The sequence below is a fragment of the Corallococcus silvisoli genome (assembly GCF_009909145.1).
GTDB lineage: Bacteria > Myxococcota > Myxococcia > Myxococcales > Myxococcaceae > Corallococcus > Corallococcus silvisoli.
Genome location: NZ_JAAAPJ010000001.1, coordinates 1,476,383 through 1,492,573 on the forward strand (window position 1 = coordinate 1,476,383; position 16,191 = coordinate 1,492,573).

Genomic DNA, 16,191 nt, shown 5'->3' on the forward strand with positions numbered 1-16,191 from the left:
GTCGCGGCGCGCCTCGGCGAGGCCGGCGGCCTTGAGGGCCCGGCTCAAGAGGCGGACATCCAGCGGGGATTCTGGCCGGCATGCGGACATGAGGCCATGCGCGCATATCGCCATTCCCTCAACCCACTCCTCTGCCGCAGCTGAAGCAGTCCTCGCCCTCGAATGGCGGGAGTGCGGGCCGCCCTTCGACGTCCACCGGCGCTGCTTCCCCCGGCAGGGATACTGCCAGTCTCAGTGCCGCCATGAGGGCGCGTCCGAGCGATGCGCCGCGCGCGCAGGCGACTGTGGCGTTCCGAGGAGGGGCGAGCGGATCACCGGGACGCGGAGTGCCGGCGGCGGGGCTTCGGCGAGCCCGGGCGTGAGCGCAGACGTTTGAGCGCGCCCCATGGGCGAGGAGCGCGGCTTCCGGCTGGTAGGGGACGGCACTGACGTGGCCGAGGCCAACGCCTTCCTGCGCCGCTGGCTCTGCGCGGGCTGCCTCCGGGCTCCGTGCGCGCCTACGCGATGGACCTGGTGGTGCTGCGGCGCTGACTGCAGGGCCGGGTGCTGGCGGCGCGGGACTGACGGAAGCGTTGCTGCTCGACGATGTGCGAGGCCCTGTCCAGGTGGCCCCCGTGGCCCATCGCGGCTGGTCCGGCCAGCCTCCGCGGCTTCCGCGGGCAGGTGGCCTCGGTCGGTTTAGGGCCGGCCGCGCCAGGTTGGCCTGCCCACCTCTCGGCTTCATGCCGCGTTTCCCAGCTCTCACTGCTGGGCAAGGAGGGCTTCTCGTCCGTACTGAGCGGCCGCGGAAGTGAGCGGCGATGGGGCGCGGCGCACCCTGACGCAGGGGCATGGTCGCTGGACGGGCCTCGCGAAGGTGCAGGGCCTCGCCGCGAGGGCAATCTTTGCAAAGAGGGACGGCAATGCTTGCACGGAGGGAATGCAAGCGTTGCTGTCGGGCCCGGCGCTCCCTCCCATGTGACACGGGCCTCCGCGGGACAGGGGACTGGCATGGGCCGTGCTGGCCCGTGCGTCGACGCATGCCGCGTCTTTCTCCAGGAGCCCTCGATGAAGCTCTCCCGCCTGTTGCCCTCCCTTGCCCTGGCGCTGTGCCTCTCCAGCGGAAGCGCGCTCGCGGACACCGCGACGTGTACGCCGTCGCACGTGGCGGTGCTGTCCAACCGCATCCATGTCCGGTGCACGGCCTCGGTGGCCGGAGGCATCTGGTACTTCGCGCTGTCCACGGCCGACGCGGCGCACGCCAACCGGATGCTGTCGCTGCTCACCTCTGCGCTGGTGGGTGGGCGCTCGATGACCATCGACTACAATCCGTCCTCCACGGCGGGGACGGCCATCGGCTGCCTGTCGAGCGACTGCCGGCTCATCAACTACACGATGCTGTTCTGACAGCGTCGGGTCGGAGGTCACACATGAAGACACGACAAGGGCTGGTGCTGCTGGCCTCCGCGCTGGCGGCGCTCTCCGCTCGGGCGGCCACCTGGAACGAGGGCATCCGCGATGGCACACCCACCGTCTGCTTCGTGGGGGACGCGCTCACCTCGCGTCCCGACCGCGTGCAGCAGGTGCTCGGCTACATCCAGGACTACGAGCGCGCGGCCAACATCCGCTTCACGTACCTGGGGACGTGCCCCGCGCCCATCGTCCTCCCCAACGGGACGGAGTGGCACGACGGCGACATCCGGGTGCTCCTGAGGGGCACCGGCGTGCCCTTCCTCGGCAGGGTGCCCGGGGTGGGGTGCCCGATGTTCCTCGACGAAAACGGGCAGTACACGGGGGAGAACAACTCCGGGACGAGCTGGTCGAACGGCCCGAACTCGCTCGAGGAGAATCGGGGCTGCCGCTACAACATGAAGCTGGGGGATGACGCCGACGCCCAGGGAGTCCCCTGGAAGAACCACACCCTCCACGAGTTCGGCCATGCGATGGGCCTGACCCACGAGCACCGGCGCGACGACGCGGACGCCGCGGTGGCGTGCAGCGCCCCGGACTTCGGCGGCGGCAACGGCAGCGGGCACCTGACGGTGTATGACCGCTACTCGGTGATGAACTACCAGTTCCTCACGTGCGGCATCGACGGCAACTATGGTCACTCGGGGCTGTCCGAGCTGGACCGGCTGGGGCTGCACATCCTCTACCCGGAGCCGACGCCCGTCGCGGAGCTATGGGGACGGACGGTCATCCGGACCACGGAGCCGCTGTTCCTCACGTCGGGGTGGGGCGCGCGCGGCGCGGACGTCAGCTTCTCCGCGCCCTTCTTCCTCTGGACGCTGTCGAGCGTCAACGTCAGCACCACGAGCACCCTGTCGATGTCCCTGCTGGCGGGGGCCTATCCGCTCCAGCTGTCGTATCTGGACTTCCGGGGCCGGTTGTACACGTACTCCGGGACGGTGAAGGTGCTCACGCCGACGGAGTACACGCGACGGGTCGTCTCCCCGGTCGCCGCGCTCTCGCCGTTGATGTGATTCGAGCGGTGACGCGGGAGTGCCTCGCTTTCCGTGCCGTACTGGAGGCAGGGCGGGCTCCTCCTGGCCGCCCTGCCTCCGCGGGCCCCGCGTCACCACCCCATGCACGAATTCACGCGATGGGTGCATTGCAGGGAGTCCGAGACGCAGGCGCTCTGGCATACGTCATATTCGCAATAGCCGCAGTTGTCGCGGCAGGCATTGCGACAGGGGATATTGCCAACGCCACATGCGGCATCATAGGTCGACATGCAAGGCGTCAGTCCTTGCCGAAGGGTCTCGACGGAGGGCTCGGAGACTTCACCCTCGGATTGGGTCGTCGCATGCTGGAGTGAACCGACGAATCCACCCCAGCTCAGGACGCCGGCCGTTGGTCGGCTACGGACATGGGCCTTCCCCAGGCGGCCTGCAGGAGCTGCCGCTCACCGTGGGGACAGTAGCGAGCCCTCCATGGGCGTCGAGGAGCTACCGGCCGCCAGGAACCCACCCCTGGGGGGATGGACCAACCGGCTGCACTCTGCCTTCGACCGCGCGGCCTCCCTGCTCCACATGCTCTCCGACGACTTGTCGAGCTGAGAGAAGTCTGCGGGGCTCGACGCGTACTCACTCCCTGTTGTTCGCCGTGCTAGCGACCCTCCATGGATTCGACCCTGTCAAAGAGGGGCGCCAGCGCGCGTTCCATGGCGTTGGCGGTCGCATCGCCGCTTTGGTTGGTGATGATGAACACCCCCAACTGATACTTCGGCACGAGGTAGAGATAGCATTGCGCGCGAGGCACGCCGCCGTGATGCACGTAGTGGGTGCCCAACTGGCTGCTCTGTCCGATGTTCCAGAAATAGCCAATGCTGAAGTCCTCCGCGAAGCGCACCAGCGGCTTGTGTGACTCTGTCACCGCGGGATGGTTGCTCAACTGCAAGCGCAAGTACTTCACCATCTCCGGCATCGTCGCCTTCAAGGCTCCCGCCGCGCCCCAGGGCAGGAGTGGCATCGGCGTGGTGCCAACCGGGTTGTCGCTGTGGTAACCAGGAGCCAAGCGGTTGGCGTCCTGGGCACGCAGGCGCAGCCACGTGTCGTGCATACCGGCTTCCCGCGCCAGGAATTCCGCGAGCAACGACTCGTAGGGAGCCCCGTGGATCTTCTCGAGGGTATGCGCGACCAATTCGGAGCCGGCGCTCGAGTAAGCATAGTCCTTGCCGAGCGGGCCCTTGATGCTGACGGTGTGCAGGTCCTGCCAGAACTGCGGCTGCCCGTAGTCCGCATAGGCGGCATTGAGCTTTGCCGGGGTGGCATGCGCAGTGAAGTCCCTCAACACCTCATTCACTTGCAGTGGCAGCATCCCCGGCATGCCGCTGGTGTGTGTGACCAGATGGCGCAGACGGATCGGTCCGCCGTCTGACTGAAGGTTCGGATAGGCGGACGGCAGATACTTTTGTATCGGGTCGTCGAGGGTCGCCTTGCCTTCGACGACGGCATTTGCCAACAGCAGGCCGACGAAGGTCTTGCTGACCGACCCTATCTCATAGAGGGTCGAATCATCGGGCGGATTGGCCTTGCCGGTCTCCAGCTCACCCCGATGCAGGATGAACTCCTCGCCGCGATAGACCACTGCGATCGACGTTGCGTGCAGCAGTCGTGACTGCAGCAGGGTCGTCGCGGCTTGGTTCATTGCCGTGGGGATATCGCGGGCGGGTGCAGGGCCCGTCGTCTTGCAAGCGGCCAGCACCAGCAGCATTCCAGCAATGGCTACGGAGCGTTTGTTCATCAGGAGCATAAAGGGGATGGGCACTCTCGCACGCTCCCCAGGTCGGAGCCAGACACGCGAGGCCCCCCTCGCGGTAGCAGCGGCTCATGCGCATAGCCTGGAACACGAGAAGTTCTCGGTGTCACCTCGACTTGATTCCCGACGCGTGCTCAGGGTTCATCTCCTCCGCCCCAGGATTCCCTCCTTCGTCCGCAGCCCCGAGGGCAACGGCTGTGCCGAGCGCTTCATCCGCACCCTCAAGGAGCAGTTGCTCTGGGTGCGCACCCTCTCCACCGTGGAGGAACTCCGGAGGGCCCTGCTGGACTGGGCCCACCGGGACAACGAGCACTGGCTGTTGGAACGCCACCACTTCCTCTCACCGAGTCAGGCCCGGCGAGAGCTGATGCAGTCGAAGCAGGCGGCCTGATTACGACCAACCTGGTGTCTCAACAATCCGGTGCGGTACAGGGGTTCGCCCTCCTGCGGTCAGTCGCCTCGCAGTGCCTCCGACACGGGGAGGCGCGCGGCGCGGAGGACCGGGAGGAGGCTCGCGACGACGCAGATGACGAAGAGCAGCGCCGTTGCCGCGCTCAGCGTCACGACGTCATCCGGAGCGACGCCAAAGAGGAAGCTGCGGCCAAGGTGCGCCGCGACGAGCGCCGCGGGAATGCCGAGCACCAGGCCGATGCCCGCCAGTTGGACCGCGTCACGCAGCACCAGACTCGCCACCGACCACGCGGACGCGCCCAGCGCTCTCCGCACAGCCAGCTCGCGCGTGCGCTGCCGGACCGAGTAGAGCAACACGCCGCTGAGCCCCACTACCGCAAGCACCAAGGCGCATGCCCCCAAGGTGCTCGCTAGCAGGGCGAGTGAACGCTCCGTCGAGGAGTCCGCGCGAACGACGTCGTCCTGGGTCCTGACGTAGGTCAGCGGGACGCCGGGAGCCAGCGCTTCGAGCTCCTTGCGGAGCGCGAGAACGACCGACAGCGGGGCGCCCTGGGTCCGGACCTCGATGGTTGCCTGCCCCAGCAACTCCTCGGACGCCTGGGCGAGTGGCACATAGACCGCCCAGCGAGTGCGGCTTGCGTCGTCCCGGATGGAGGGGCGGATGTCCTTGGCGATGCCCACCACCGTCAACGGCTCGCCGCCGCCAGTGAGCCGGACCACGTGCCCCAGCGCGCCCATCCCGGGGGAGAGATAACGGGCAAGGCTCTCGCTGATCACCGCGACGCGTGCCGCGCCGGCAGAGTCGGAGGGGGCGACGTCGCGGCCCGCGACCAGTGCCACCCCCATGGTATCGAAGAACCGAGGCGTCACCGCGTTGATGGACACCCGGGCGGGGCTCCCTCTCTCCCCGCCCTCCTCGAGTTGTCGCTCGAAGTAGCCGCCGAAGTAGGGGGCTCTCGACACGGAGGCCGCCCTCACGCCGGGCAGGGCTCCCAGCCTCTCCGCGAGCTGGGTGTACAAAGCGAGCTCGCGCGTTCGCTCATAGCCGAGCAGCGACGGGTAGAGGCTCGCGAGCAGCACCTGCTCCCGCTCAAATCCCAGCTGCACTCCTTCCACGTTCCTCACGCTGCGCAGCAGCAGTCCCGCGCCGGACACGAGCACCATGGACAGCGCGACCTGGAGCACCACCAGGGCTCGCGCGAAGCGCGAGCGCGGCGCCCCGACAGCTTGGCCTCGGTGGATGCCCTGGCCCATGTCGAAGCGCGTGGCGCGCAGGGCGGGAAACAACCCACACAGGAGCGTCGTGCCGACGGCGGACAGGGTGGAGAACAGCATCACCCTCCCGGAGGGATGGAACGACAGGGATTCGGAGTTCATGTCCTGGCTAAGCAGGAGCAGGAGCCCATCCCCCATCCACCAGGCGGTGAGGAGCCCCAGGCCCGCCGCGAGCCCCGACAGGGCCCCGCTCTCCACCAGGAGCTGCCTCACGATGTGGCCGGAGCGTGCCCCCAGGGCCTGTCGCACCGCCAGCTCGCGCCGCCGCGCGATCGCTTGCGCCAGGAGGAGGTTCGCGACGTTGCCGCACGCCACGAGCAACATCAACAGGACCATCCCCAGCAGAAGCAGGAGGGGGACGCGCAGCGCCTCATGCGCGAAGCTCTCTCCATGGGCGATGCTTCGCAGCTCGAGCCTCGCGGCCAGCAGGCCCGGGTCCGCGCTGGGAAAGCGCTGAAGCAACGCGTCATGGGTGCTGGACAGCTCCGCGAGCGCTGCCGCCGCTGTGGCGCCTTCCGCGAGGCGCACCACCACCCCGGCCTGATGGTCCTTCAACCCCAGACGGGCCTGGAGCCAGAGCGGTAGCGTCACCTGGGGCGGCCTGTCCCCGCGGGCCAGGCCGAAGTACTCACGCGGGGTGACGCCGATGATGGTTGAAGCAACACCTCCGACCACCAGCGTCGTGCCGATGACGGAAGGCGACCGTCCGAAACGCAGGGCCCACCACGCGTCGCTCAGGACGACTACGGGCTCGGCTCCCGGGCGGTCATCCTCCTCGCGAAGCAGCCGGCCCACCTGTGCCCGGACGCCCAGCACCTGATACCCGTTGCCCGTGAGGAACTGGCTCGACACCATCTCGGCTTCGCTGCTGGTGCCCACGACGAGGCGGGAGCCATCCTCCGCAAAGAGCCCCGCGATCGCGCTCGCGCCCGTGCGCCGCTCACTGCGCAGGCCCTCCACCAGCTCCGGAGCGAAGCCACTCTGGTAGCCCCGCTCCGGGAGGTTGCGGCCGACAGCGTAGAGCTGCTCGGGCCGGGTCACGGGCAGCGGGCGGAGCATCACGGCATCAATCAACCCGAAGACCGCGATGGTAGCCCCGAGGCCGAGCCCCAGCGATGCCACCACCACAAACGACAGACCAGGGCTGCGCGTCAGCAGACGCCTCACGCTGGTGAAGTCCTGCCGCAGCCCGTCCAAGAATCGTGAGAACCCCATCCCCATGAAACCTGCAGTCGTCGTGCCGTCGCCCTGCCGACGAGCAGGGCCGAGTCTCACACGGAAGGTGTGCCGGAAGTGGGAACTTCATGTCCCGGAGCCGGACACCCTGAGCGCCGCGATGCCGGCCGCGTGCTCACCACACCTGGCAGGCGTCGGCGCCTCGCGACATGGGGCTCCCCGCCTTGCAAGCGAAGGACTCCTGGAACGCGGGGAAGTTCGCCAGGGAGTTGTTCACGCGGAACCTGGGGAGTGAGTGGGGGTTGGTGAGCACGTGGCGGCGGGCAGCCTCCGGGCGATCCGCGGAGCACCAGGAGAAGGCGAAGGAGAGGAAGAATCGCTGACGGGCGGTGAGTCCGTCGGCGCCAACGTCATCCAGGGATCTTCCCTCTTTCCGGAGCGCGGATTGGAGCGCCAGGAACGCGATGTGAACCCCGCCGTTATCGGCGGTGTCCTCTCCCAGGGTGAACCGCCCGTTCGTCTTGATGCCCAGCCAGGGCAGCTCCCGGGTGTACTGCCGCGCGATGCAGTCCACCCGCTCGTCGTATCGCCTCGCATCCTCCGCGGTCCACCAGTCGCGGAGGTTTCCCAGGCCGTCGAACTTGCGGCCCTGGTCATCGAACCCGTGGATGACCTCGTGGCCAATCACCACGCCAATGGCGCCGTAGTTGACGGAGAGGTCGAGCGAGGGGTCGAACAAGGGCGGCTGGAGGATGCCCGCGGAGAAGTTGACGGAGTTGAGCTGCGCGTCGCAGTAGGCGTTGATGGTCGGCGGAGTCTGCGACCACTCCGCGCGGTCGACAGGCCTTCCAATCTTCGCGAGCTGCCGGCGGACCTCGAACCCGGTCGCCTGGGCGACGTTGCCGAGAAAGTCCGTTCGGCTCACCTTGATCTGGGAGGAGTCGCGGAAGCGCGCCGGGTAGCCGACCTTGTTCTCGAGGGTCCGGAGCTTGGCTCGCGCCGCCGCGCGCGTCTCCGGGGTCATCCAGTCGAGCCGCCCGAGCTGGGCGTCGAGCGTCTGCTCGATCGTCTCGACCATCGCCTCCACCTGCTCCTTGCTGGAGCGCGGGAGGGCGCGGCTCACATAGGCCTGTCCCAGGGCCTCTCCCAGGTCCCTGTCCGCGTACGCGACGCAGCGGCGCCAGCGTGGGCGCAGCTCCCGAGCACCGGAGAGCACGCGCCCATAGAAGCTGAAGTTCTCGTCGACGAACGCCTTGGGAAGGGCCTCCGCCCTGCCGTGGAGGGCCCACCACCGCAAATAGGCCTTCCAGTGGCTGAGCGACTCACGCTGAATCAGCCGCTCGACCGCGTCGAGGAAGCCAGGGGTCGCCACGATATAGTGACGGGCGGCGGGCGCGCCCACGGCCTTGAGGTACGCCGCCCAGTTGAAGGACGGCGTCGCCGCCCTCACCTGCACGAGCGTGCGCACGTTGTCGAGCTTCTTCGGGTCCCGTCGCGCGACGGCATCCATGGAGGCCCGGGCGAGCGCCGTCTCGATTCCGAGCACCGCGTCGGCATCCCGCGCCGCACCCTCAGGCGACGCACCGGCCAGGATGAACATCTCGCGGACGTGTTCCCGATACCGCGCGCGCTGCTCCTGGAGCCTGGGGTCTTCCGACACGTAGTAGTCACGACCGGGGAGCCCCAGACCTCCCTGGTCGATCGCCGCGACAAGGAGGGTGGAGTCCGCGAAGTCCTGCGTGGGACCGAACCCAAAGAGCGCTGCCGGAGTGCCCGTGTCGTTCTTGTTGAAGCCGCCCGTTGAGTTCGGTGCCGACAGGTGAAGCCGGGCGACCTCGGCCGCGAGCGCCGCCTTGCTCCGCAGGCCATCAATGCGGCGTAGGTCCGCGGCGAGCGCGCCCAGACCCGCCCGTTCCACACCGGCTTCGTCCATGCAAGCCGTCCAGTAGTCCCCGATCTGTCGCATGGCGGGGGAGGGCGATGGCTCGAGCCTGGACGCATGCTCCAGGGTCTCGCGAAGCACCGTCTGGTTCCAGAGCTTGAGATTGGAGGTGGTGGTCCAGAAGCCCTGGTCCGCGGGAATTGGGTTCTGGCCGAGCCAGCGCGCGCACGCGTATTGATAGAAGTCCGTGCATGGGTCGAGCGTCGGGTCCGCGAGGTTCGACATGAACCGGCTGAGTTCGACGGAGTCACCCGCGTCCGCAGGGGTGCCAGGGCACAGCGCCAGCAGGCCACAAAGGCCCGCGCCAAAGAGGGAACGTTGCATGGTCGTCCTCTCTTCTGCATCACCCGTGCCTCATGCCCGCGGGACTTCGCTCCCGCGGAGGGGCTTGGCCGGCGCTCCGGAACTGGGAATCGACGTCCCACGTCCGGACTCGGGCTCAGCGAGCCATCGTCGTGGACATCCTTCGGTCACCTCATCTCGGGTGTCCACAAAACCCGGGAAGGGTCATCAGTCAATGACGTTCGGCATACAGACACCCCGCGGGTAGGCCGTACAATACTGCCCCGTGGGGCAGGCCGGCAGGCCCTGTCCACATTGGCGCAGCTCCTGCTCCGCACCCTGGAGGGGCGCCGGCTCCTCGCTCTCCAGCTCCGGGCCGCCACAGCCGATGCCCAGCGCGCCAGCGGCCATCCACAGCACTCCGACCATGCTCAATCGCATTGTTCCTCCGAAGCTGGATTCCATGTTCATGCAGCGACGTCAGTCTATCACGCCTGTCCAAAGGCGCGGAGCCACGGCCGCGTTCACGAGCACGTCGTGGAAACAGGCATTTGCATACGACAGGGGAAATGACGAGTGCCCCTGGCTCTCGCCGAAGAATCCATAGCGCCCGTCAACGCGACTCAACGACTCCATCCCCTGCTCTTCTCCTGGGGTAGAAAGCGACTGCATCCGGGGAGGGGCGGCGCGAGGGCCGAATGGACGGAGGTGCTATCCTCACAACGCCTTTCAACCCGGAAAGGCCTTTGAGGAGGCGTGCATGCACATGAAGTCCTTCGTCATCAAGGCGCTGCTGACTGTGGGATTGCTCGCGGGCTGTGGTGGCGTAGCAGAGGAAAAGGACCCTTCGGTTGAGTCTCTCGCCGAGTGCGGGAGCGTGTGCGACCGGTTCTACGACCGCTGCCTGTTTCGTGAAAACAGGCCGGCAGATGAATGCATCGCGGATTGGGATGCCTGTATGGCTCACTTTTGCCCGGCGGTAGGCGTGGCGGAAGTGGAGTAACTCCCCCATCGTCCGTTTGCACGCCAGCGACTCGAGCGCTGGCGTGCAAGCGCTGCCTCCGCGCAGGTCGAGCAGCCCCGCGTCGGTGACCTTCTCGAGGTTCATCAACCAGGTCGACTCGTCCGTGTCAGTGTCGTGCACGCTGACCACGCCGCCCCTCGCGTGCAAGAGGAGCGTTCGCCCATCCGCGCTGATGTCGTGCGCACCCTCCATGCCTTGTGCCTTCAGCTCACGGACCTCATCCCGGTCGAGCGAGTACTCGTACAGCCGGGGGATGCCGTCGGAATAGTAGTTGCTCTCGATGAAGTACACCGTCCTGCGCCGCGCGCTGGCCGCCGCGAATTCGTGGCCACTGCAATAGGTCTCGTGAGTCCGCCAGACCCTCTCCTGACCGGTGCACAGGTCGACGCGACGATAGGTGCCGGGATTCGACTCGTCGCAGCCCCCCTCATCGAACACACCCTCGCGGTAGAAGACCATCGAGTCTCCGAGCACCACGGGTGTCAGGAGTCCGCGCCGCTTCTGCTTCATGACGGGGCCGAGCTTCCAGGGCTTCGTGCCCGTGGCGTCCAGCGTGGCGACACGGACTCCGCCGCGCTCATGCCTCATCACCGTGCGCGACTCCCCCAGGACCAGGTGATTGCTCGCGGTGTCGGTCACCTGCGCGGGCAACACGCGAATGCCCTCGGGGTGAGTCCCGAAGCTCCAGCTCCACCACTCCGCGGTGGTCACCGTTCCGTTGGCGACGAGCACCCGCGAGCCGTCGGCCGTGAACTGCTCGGGACGCTGCGAGTGGTTGACATGGTTGCTGGTCCACTGCGCCGGAACTCCGGGGGTGATGGCCACGACGCCATCGAGATCCCCCATCACGAGCAGGTTGCCTCCCTTGACGCGTCCGGCTTTGTCGGTGGGCACATCGACCCTCCGGCCCGACAGCGTGATGCTCACCAGTCGGGTCGACGCGATATCTCCCGTGACCGAAACGGCCATCGCCCAGCGCCCCGTGGGTGGGTGCACGGCGAGGTACCAGAGTGAGCACGGCTCGGTCTCCCGAAACAACTTGCCCTTCTCGGCCCCACCCAGCATCCGGCGCTCCTCCACTTTTTCGCAGTCCGCGAGGGTTCGGGTGCCCCGCGGGTCGATATAGAGGACCTTCCCAGGGGCCAGGGCAATCAACGGCACCGGGGACACCGTGGCTTTGGGAGACACGGGGGTTTCGGCCCACGCCGTCGCGGACGTGGCCAGCAGTGCGGTAAGCACCATGCGGCGCAAGATGTCGTGCATGCGCCTGCAGACGGACGCAGGTTGGTTGTATTCACCACGTGTGCGACGACTTCACGGTTCGGTGGAGCGAGCTGACACGTGCTCCAGCGCCTCCATGACCTCCTGGAGCACTCCGAGCAGGGACGTCGTCGTCGTCAAGGATGAGACCATCGAGGTCCTGTGGCTACCGAATATTCGAGTCCGACGAGAAGCACGCGTCAGCGAACGCGTCATTGCGTGCACAGTCCTGAGGATAGGCGCCCGAAGAATGCTGGGGCTTGACGGGGCAAAAATGGGTGAGTGTGCGCAGATGCCTCTGTGATGCCATGTGTCCGTCACAGGGCGCGGCAGAGTTCTGGCGTGCTGGCTACGGCCGGCAAGAATTGCAGGATGCGGGCCTTCGTAAATGCGCTGGCGCAGACGTTACGCTCGGTCTTGCGGAGGCGTTCGGAACTGGCTCTGGAGAATTTGGCTCTTCGCCAGCAACTCGCAGTCTTTCGCGAGAAGCACCCATCACCGAGGCTTGCACGGGGCGACCGCCTCTTCTGGTGGTTCTCCAGCGCTTCTGGCAAGGATGGCGGCGTCCACTGTGCTTGGTGCGGCCGGCGACGGTGGTGAAGTGGCATCGGATGGGCTTTCGGCTCTTCTGGCGCTGGAAGTCCCGGTGCCAGGTGGGACGTCCTCGGGCAACCCAGGAACTGAGGGCGTTGATTCGGCGCATGGCCGACGCCAACCCGACCTGGGGTGCCCCGCGCATTCACGGGGAGTTGCTGAAGTTGGGGATGGAGGTAGGCCAGACAACGGTCGCTCGTTACATGCCCAGGCCGGGAAGGGAAGCGCCGAAACCATCACCAACATGGCGGAACTTCTTGCGCTTGCATCTGGCGGAGTCCGCGGGGATGGACTTCTTTGTCATTCCGACTGCGACGTTTGGAGTGTTGTTGGGATTTGTGGTTGTGAGTCACCGGGACAGGCGAGTCCTCCACCTCAATGTGACAGCGCACCCGACGGAAGAATGGACGAAGCAGCAGTTGCGAGAGGCCTTTCCCTGGGGCAATGTTCCAAGGTACTTGCACCGAGATAGGGACAAGCTCTACTCCGAGGGCGTGCGCGCCACGCTTACCCATTTGGGGATTCGCGAGGTGCCGAGTGCAGCACGGTGTCCGTGGCAGAATCCCGATGCGGAGAGAGTCATCGGCTCGATACGTAGGGAACTGCTGGGCCATGTCGTCGTCCTGAACGAAGCCCACGCTCGGCGCCTGCTGCGTGAGTACCAGCGCTACTACAATGCGAGCCGGACGCACTTGGCGCTTGGGAAGGATACGCCGGAGAGGCGTGAAGTGCAGGGGCCGGAGCACGGAGCCAAGGTGATTGAGCTGCGGGAAGTCTTCGGGCTCCACCATCGGTACGAGCGCCGAGCTGCGTAGAGCCTCGGTCCTTTTAACAGCATCCTCAGAGACCTGCACCGCTGCTCTATCCTGCCTATGTTCGCAGGCGGGGGCGGGTGTGCCTACGCAGGTAGGGACGCGTTGAGGCGTCTGGTTTGGGTGTAATTCCGAACATTATCAAGCGGGAGAAAGGATCCGGCGGCTCGTCGTGCGAATCGCTCACCGTCATGACGCGCGTTTTGACGCAGCCTTGACGCACTCATGACGCAGCGACCGAATTTTGGGTAGGCACAAGGATTGCCGAGCTCAACGCCTTCCGGCCGCCGGTGCCGGAGGAGTGGCTCCCTGTCGTTCATCCCCCGGATGTGGCGAATCCGGAGCGAGTCCTCGAGTCCTACGGCGACTTGTCCGAAGGGCTTGTGGCTGTGCTTCACACGGATGTGCCCTCCATCATGAAGGAGACGCCTGAGTCTCTGACGGACCTCGACTTCCACTTCTGGAAGACGAATTTCCCCGAGCGCTACACACGCGACGTGCTCGACGGACACACGATACCGGCGCTAGGCGCCTACCTGGGGGACGTGCTGGTGCGGCGGTTGGGTGGGACGTGGGTGCTGCGGCAGAAGATGGACGAGTCCCAGGTGCGCGTGGGCAAGCGCGTCTGGCTGCCCTTCCTCCGGGCCCGCCGGTACATGCAGTCGCGCCAGTCACTGCTGGAGTACTCGCTCACGCAGTTCTTCAAGGAGGCGGAGCGGCACTGGCCCTGAGCTGGCTCTGCCGCTCCTTGCGCGCCAGGCGTGTCGGCTGGCGCGCATCCCAAAGAGAGGAAGCGCCACACTGGGGGAAGGAGCCACAGGCGCCGATCAGCCCGCCTCGGCCGATCTGTGTCCACTATGGCCGTGTCGGCGGCTCGCTCACTGGTCCTGACGCACCGACCAACGTGGACTTGACGCACTCAGGACGGAGCGACCAAATTTTGGATAGGCACAGGCATGGATATAGTATGCCGTACTATAGTGCTGCACTACTTGGTGCTACCACGAAGGTCTTTCACTGTGAGGGCGTAAATGAGGGAGTCTCGTCCGAAGGACGCCGTCGAGCCTGCCGAATTCGAAAATTCGGTCTCGGATAAAGATCTTCACGAAGCGCTGTCCGAGACCACTGCCCGCTACCCTCACTTGAAAGCAATTCTCCCTGCTGATTGGCCACATGGGGCTAGGTTTGGGATTGACAAGGCCAAGATGGCTGGCTTTGCAAGGAAAAAGGAAGGCAGTCGTTATTGGCATGCGTTAAACCTCCCGCTCTGCGTGCATGCGGCGGGCGCAGGTTTTCCGGACTCGAAGGCAAGAACACTTATGGAGTCGCTATTGCGAGTCTTGGATGGCTTCGCTCGGGATTTTGGGACGGAGTCAGGGGTGCGGAAAACCCTGGAGCCACTCTGGACTGATTCAGCTTGGAATATTGATCCTCCTGAAATCTGGTCTGTAGTGGCGACAGCCTTCTTAGCCCAAACCTACCAATCGAATGGATTCAAACCCGTCGGATTTGGTCTCAAGATCGGCGAAGGCCAGAAGGACGCGGACATCCAGTTCCGCAAGCCTGATGGCACTGTTGTGCATGTCGATGTCGAGGCATGGCACGCAGTCAAGTTCGCAGAATTGGACCCCACGCAGGCTCGGGCCGAATTGCAACGCCGAGTCGAAGCTAAGTGCGGTAGCAAGTTCAAAGATCTGCCAAGCTCAGAGCGTGGAGTGGCAGCAATCGTTTGTATGGCTGCTGGCACCCACTTCGAACTGATGATGAAGTACTCGAGTTTGGCCGGTATGTGCCAACTTGATGGCAGGTATGCTGGTCAATTCGGGTATGTGTACTGGGTGGGCGGGACTACGGATGGACAGTCAATGTGGGTCGAGCTTTTCGACGAGCCCGCATTGAAAAAGCGTCTCGCAGAGGCATCTAATGATCGAGCATAGCCAGTGCTTGCTTGACGCAATCTTAGAAGGCATCTAGCAGGTTGTTGAGCAGGGCCTTGGGGCATGGAGCGACACTCCACCCCATGTTCATGGGAGGAAACGCGCAGTGGAAGTGCTCGACGTGTGGGTCGCCCGCGCACCAGACGATGTTCGGCCCGAGGAGTCCGGGAGGCGCGTCGCGGAGGACCACCCGCTTCGTCGGGTGAAGGACGTGGCCGATGCGGCTCTGGCGGCGTTCCCCGACATTCGACGAGATGTACTAGAGCACGTCTCATAACCGTGTCCTCGGGTGAAGGCGCCTGAGGAGAAGGACGACGCAGCCGAGCTGGACGAAGCCGAGAAAGTTCTCGGCTTTCTGCTCCCAGCGTGTCGCGATGCGGCGCCAGCGCTTGAGCCACGCGAAGAGACGCTCGACTTTCCAGCGTCGCTTGTAGCGACGTAGCTTGCGGCCATCCTGGTGCCGCCGACTGTTTTTCCGCTTGGGCGCAATGAGCTCGATGCCGCGCTCTTGCTTCAGCCGCAGCTGCAGAGCGCGCCCATCCCACGCCTTATCGGCAATCAGTCGGGGAGGAAGTCTCTCCACGAAAGCAGCGTCGAGAGTTCCTTCGGTGAGCACACTGTCGAATCGGTTTCCACCTGCAATATGGACAGCGAGCGGAAGACCAGCGCTGTCTGCAATCGCCATGAGTTTCGTGGCGTTCCCCGCGCGGCATTTGCCGACGCAGGCCCCCCTTTTTTCGCCGGCACGTAGGTGCCGTCGATGAAGCCCTCCACATCCTCAATTCCGCCGCGTTGCTCAAGGTCTCGTCGGAGCGCCGCGAGAATGCGCGGCAGCACTCCCGCCTCAACCCACGTATCCGTCCGGCCAACGACGTGCTGAGAGGCGTTGAGTGAGGCGTCGGCGCGGTGGACCCTGGGGTGCATGTCGAAGCCAGTGGAGAAGCCGGAGTGGGCGCACGTCGCGGAAGCGTTTGAGGCGAGCGGGCTGACGCAGAAGGCGTTCTCCGCGCAGCGAGGCGTGCGGCTGAGCACGTTGCAGTCGTGGGTGTACCGGGCACGACGTGCCGCGACGACACGAGCCGAGCCGGTGAGACTCTTGCCGGTGCAGGTGGCGGCGAGTCCCGCGGCGACGGAGTCCCTGCTGGAGGTAGTGGCCGAGGGCGTGTCAAGGACCGGGGCCATGGATCGCATGCGGGTCGGCCAAGCGGATCGCCTTGGTGAGCTGACAAGGAGCGGCGA

Annotated in this window: 10 protein-coding genes and 3 pseudogenes; 7 read left to right on the top strand and 6 right to left on the bottom strand. The window is 65.9% G+C overall.

The genetic code is table 11. The features are described from left to right. The first annotated feature begins 1,047 nt into the window (after nt 1-1,047). Entirely contained in the window at nt 1,048-1,386 is a 339-nt protein-coding gene (locus tag GTY96_RS05875) for a hypothetical protein (protein WP_143899005.1), read from the top strand. Nucleotides 1,387-1,409: 23 nt separating this feature from the next. Then, entirely contained in the window at nt 1,410-2,462 is a 1,053-nt protein-coding gene (locus GTY96_RS05880) for a zinc metalloprotease (RefSeq protein ID WP_161664095.1), read from the top strand. Between the two features lie 625 nt (nt 2,463-3,087). Here the strand turns inward: GTY96_RS05880 and GTY96_RS05885 are convergent. Then, nucleotides 3,088-4,248, bottom strand: coding sequence for a serine hydrolase domain-containing protein (locus GTY96_RS05885; protein ID WP_328700773.1), 1,161 nt, complete (start codon nt 4,246-4,248; stop codon nt 3,088-3,090). A gap of 154 nt (nt 4,249-4,402) precedes the next feature. Between GTY96_RS05885 and GTY96_RS05890 the strand changes: the two are divergent. Further along, a pseudogene (locus GTY96_RS05890) lies at nt 4,403-4,630 on the top strand (hypothetical protein); the annotation flags it as partial. Between the two features lie 59 nt (nt 4,631-4,689). Here GTY96_RS05890 and GTY96_RS05895 read toward each other — a convergent pair. The 4 genes from GTY96_RS05895 to GTY96_RS05910 form a co-directional block, all read right to left on the bottom strand. After that, on the bottom strand, nt 4,690-7,140 hold the full coding sequence (locus GTY96_RS05895; RefSeq protein ID WP_161664097.1) for an ADOP family duplicated permease: 2,451 nt from the start codon (nt 7,138-7,140) through the stop codon (nt 4,690-4,692). Nucleotides 7,141-7,276: 136 nt separating this feature from the next. Next, nucleotides 7,277-9,367: a M13 family metallopeptidase gene (locus tag GTY96_RS05900; RefSeq protein ID WP_161664098.1), complete on the bottom strand. Its 2,091-nt coding sequence runs from the start codon at nt 9,365-9,367 to the stop codon at nt 7,277-7,279. 186 nt (nt 9,368-9,553) lie between these two features. Continuing rightward, on the bottom strand, nt 9,554-9,760 hold the full coding sequence (locus tag GTY96_RS05905) for a hypothetical protein (protein ID WP_161664099.1): 207 nt from the start codon (nt 9,758-9,760) through the stop codon (nt 9,554-9,556). A gap of 178 nt (nt 9,761-9,938) precedes the next feature. Continuing rightward, entirely contained in the window at nt 9,939-11,612 is a 1,674-nt protein-coding gene (locus GTY96_RS05910) for a hypothetical protein (protein ID WP_161664100.1), read from the bottom strand. Nucleotides 11,613-12,220: 608 nt separating this feature from the next. Between GTY96_RS05910 and GTY96_RS05915 the strand changes: the two genes are divergently transcribed. From GTY96_RS05915 to GTY96_RS05925, 3 genes and pseudogenes are all read left to right on the top strand, one after another. Further along, a complete protein-coding gene (locus GTY96_RS05915) occupies nt 12,221-13,018 on the top strand; it encodes an integrase core domain-containing protein (protein ID WP_328700774.1) in 798 nt (265 codons plus the stop codon). Nucleotides 13,019-13,272: 254 nt separating this feature from the next. Further along, nucleotides 13,273-13,746 (top strand): annotated as a pseudogene (locus tag GTY96_RS05920) (hypothetical protein); the annotation flags it as partial. A gap of 300 nt (nt 13,747-14,046) precedes the next feature. After that, nucleotides 14,047-14,952, top strand: a complete 906-nt coding sequence (locus GTY96_RS05925; RefSeq protein ID WP_161664101.1) for a hypothetical protein — start codon at nt 14,047-14,049, stop codon at nt 14,950-14,952. A 271-nt stretch (nt 14,953-15,223) separates the two neighbouring features. Here GTY96_RS05925 and GTY96_RS05930 read toward each other — a convergent pair. Then, a pseudogene (locus tag GTY96_RS05930) lies at nt 15,224-15,685 on the bottom strand (IS5 family transposase); the annotation flags it as partial. Nucleotides 15,686-15,874: 189 nt separating this feature from the next. Between GTY96_RS05930 and tnpA the strand changes: the two are divergent. Continuing rightward, nucleotides 15,875-16,191 (top strand): IS66 family insertion sequence element accessory protein TnpA (gene tnpA, locus GTY96_RS37495; protein ID WP_235685355.1); only part of this gene is annotated, 317 nt, incomplete at its 3' end.

Excerpts from the sequence above, each read along its gene's own strand:
- GTY96_RS05875 (WP_143899005.1), top strand. The coding sequence starts at position 1,048 with ATGAAGCTCTCCCGCCTGTTGCCCTCCCTTGCCCTGGCGCTGTGCCTC.
- GTY96_RS05880 (WP_161664095.1), top strand. The coding sequence starts at position 1,410 with ATGAAGACACGACAAGGGCTGGTGCTGCTGGCCTCCGCGCTGGCGGCG.
- GTY96_RS05895 (WP_161664097.1), bottom strand. The coding sequence starts at position 7,140 with ATGGGGTTCTCACGATTCTTGGACGGGCTGCGGCAGGACTTCACCAGC.
- GTY96_RS05900 (WP_161664098.1), bottom strand. The coding sequence starts at position 9,367 with ATGCAACGTTCCCTCTTTGGCGCGGGCCTTTGTGGCCTGCTGGCGCTG.
- GTY96_RS05910 (WP_161664100.1), bottom strand. The coding sequence starts at position 11,612 with ATGCACGACATCTTGCGCCGCATGGTGCTTACCGCACTGCTGGCCACG.
- GTY96_RS05915 (WP_328700774.1), top strand. The coding sequence starts at position 12,221 with ATGGGCTTTCGGCTCTTCTGGCGCTGGAAGTCCCGGTGCCAGGTGGGA.
- GTY96_RS05925 (WP_161664101.1), top strand. The coding sequence starts at position 14,047 with ATGAGGGAGTCTCGTCCGAAGGACGCCGTCGAGCCTGCCGAATTCGAA.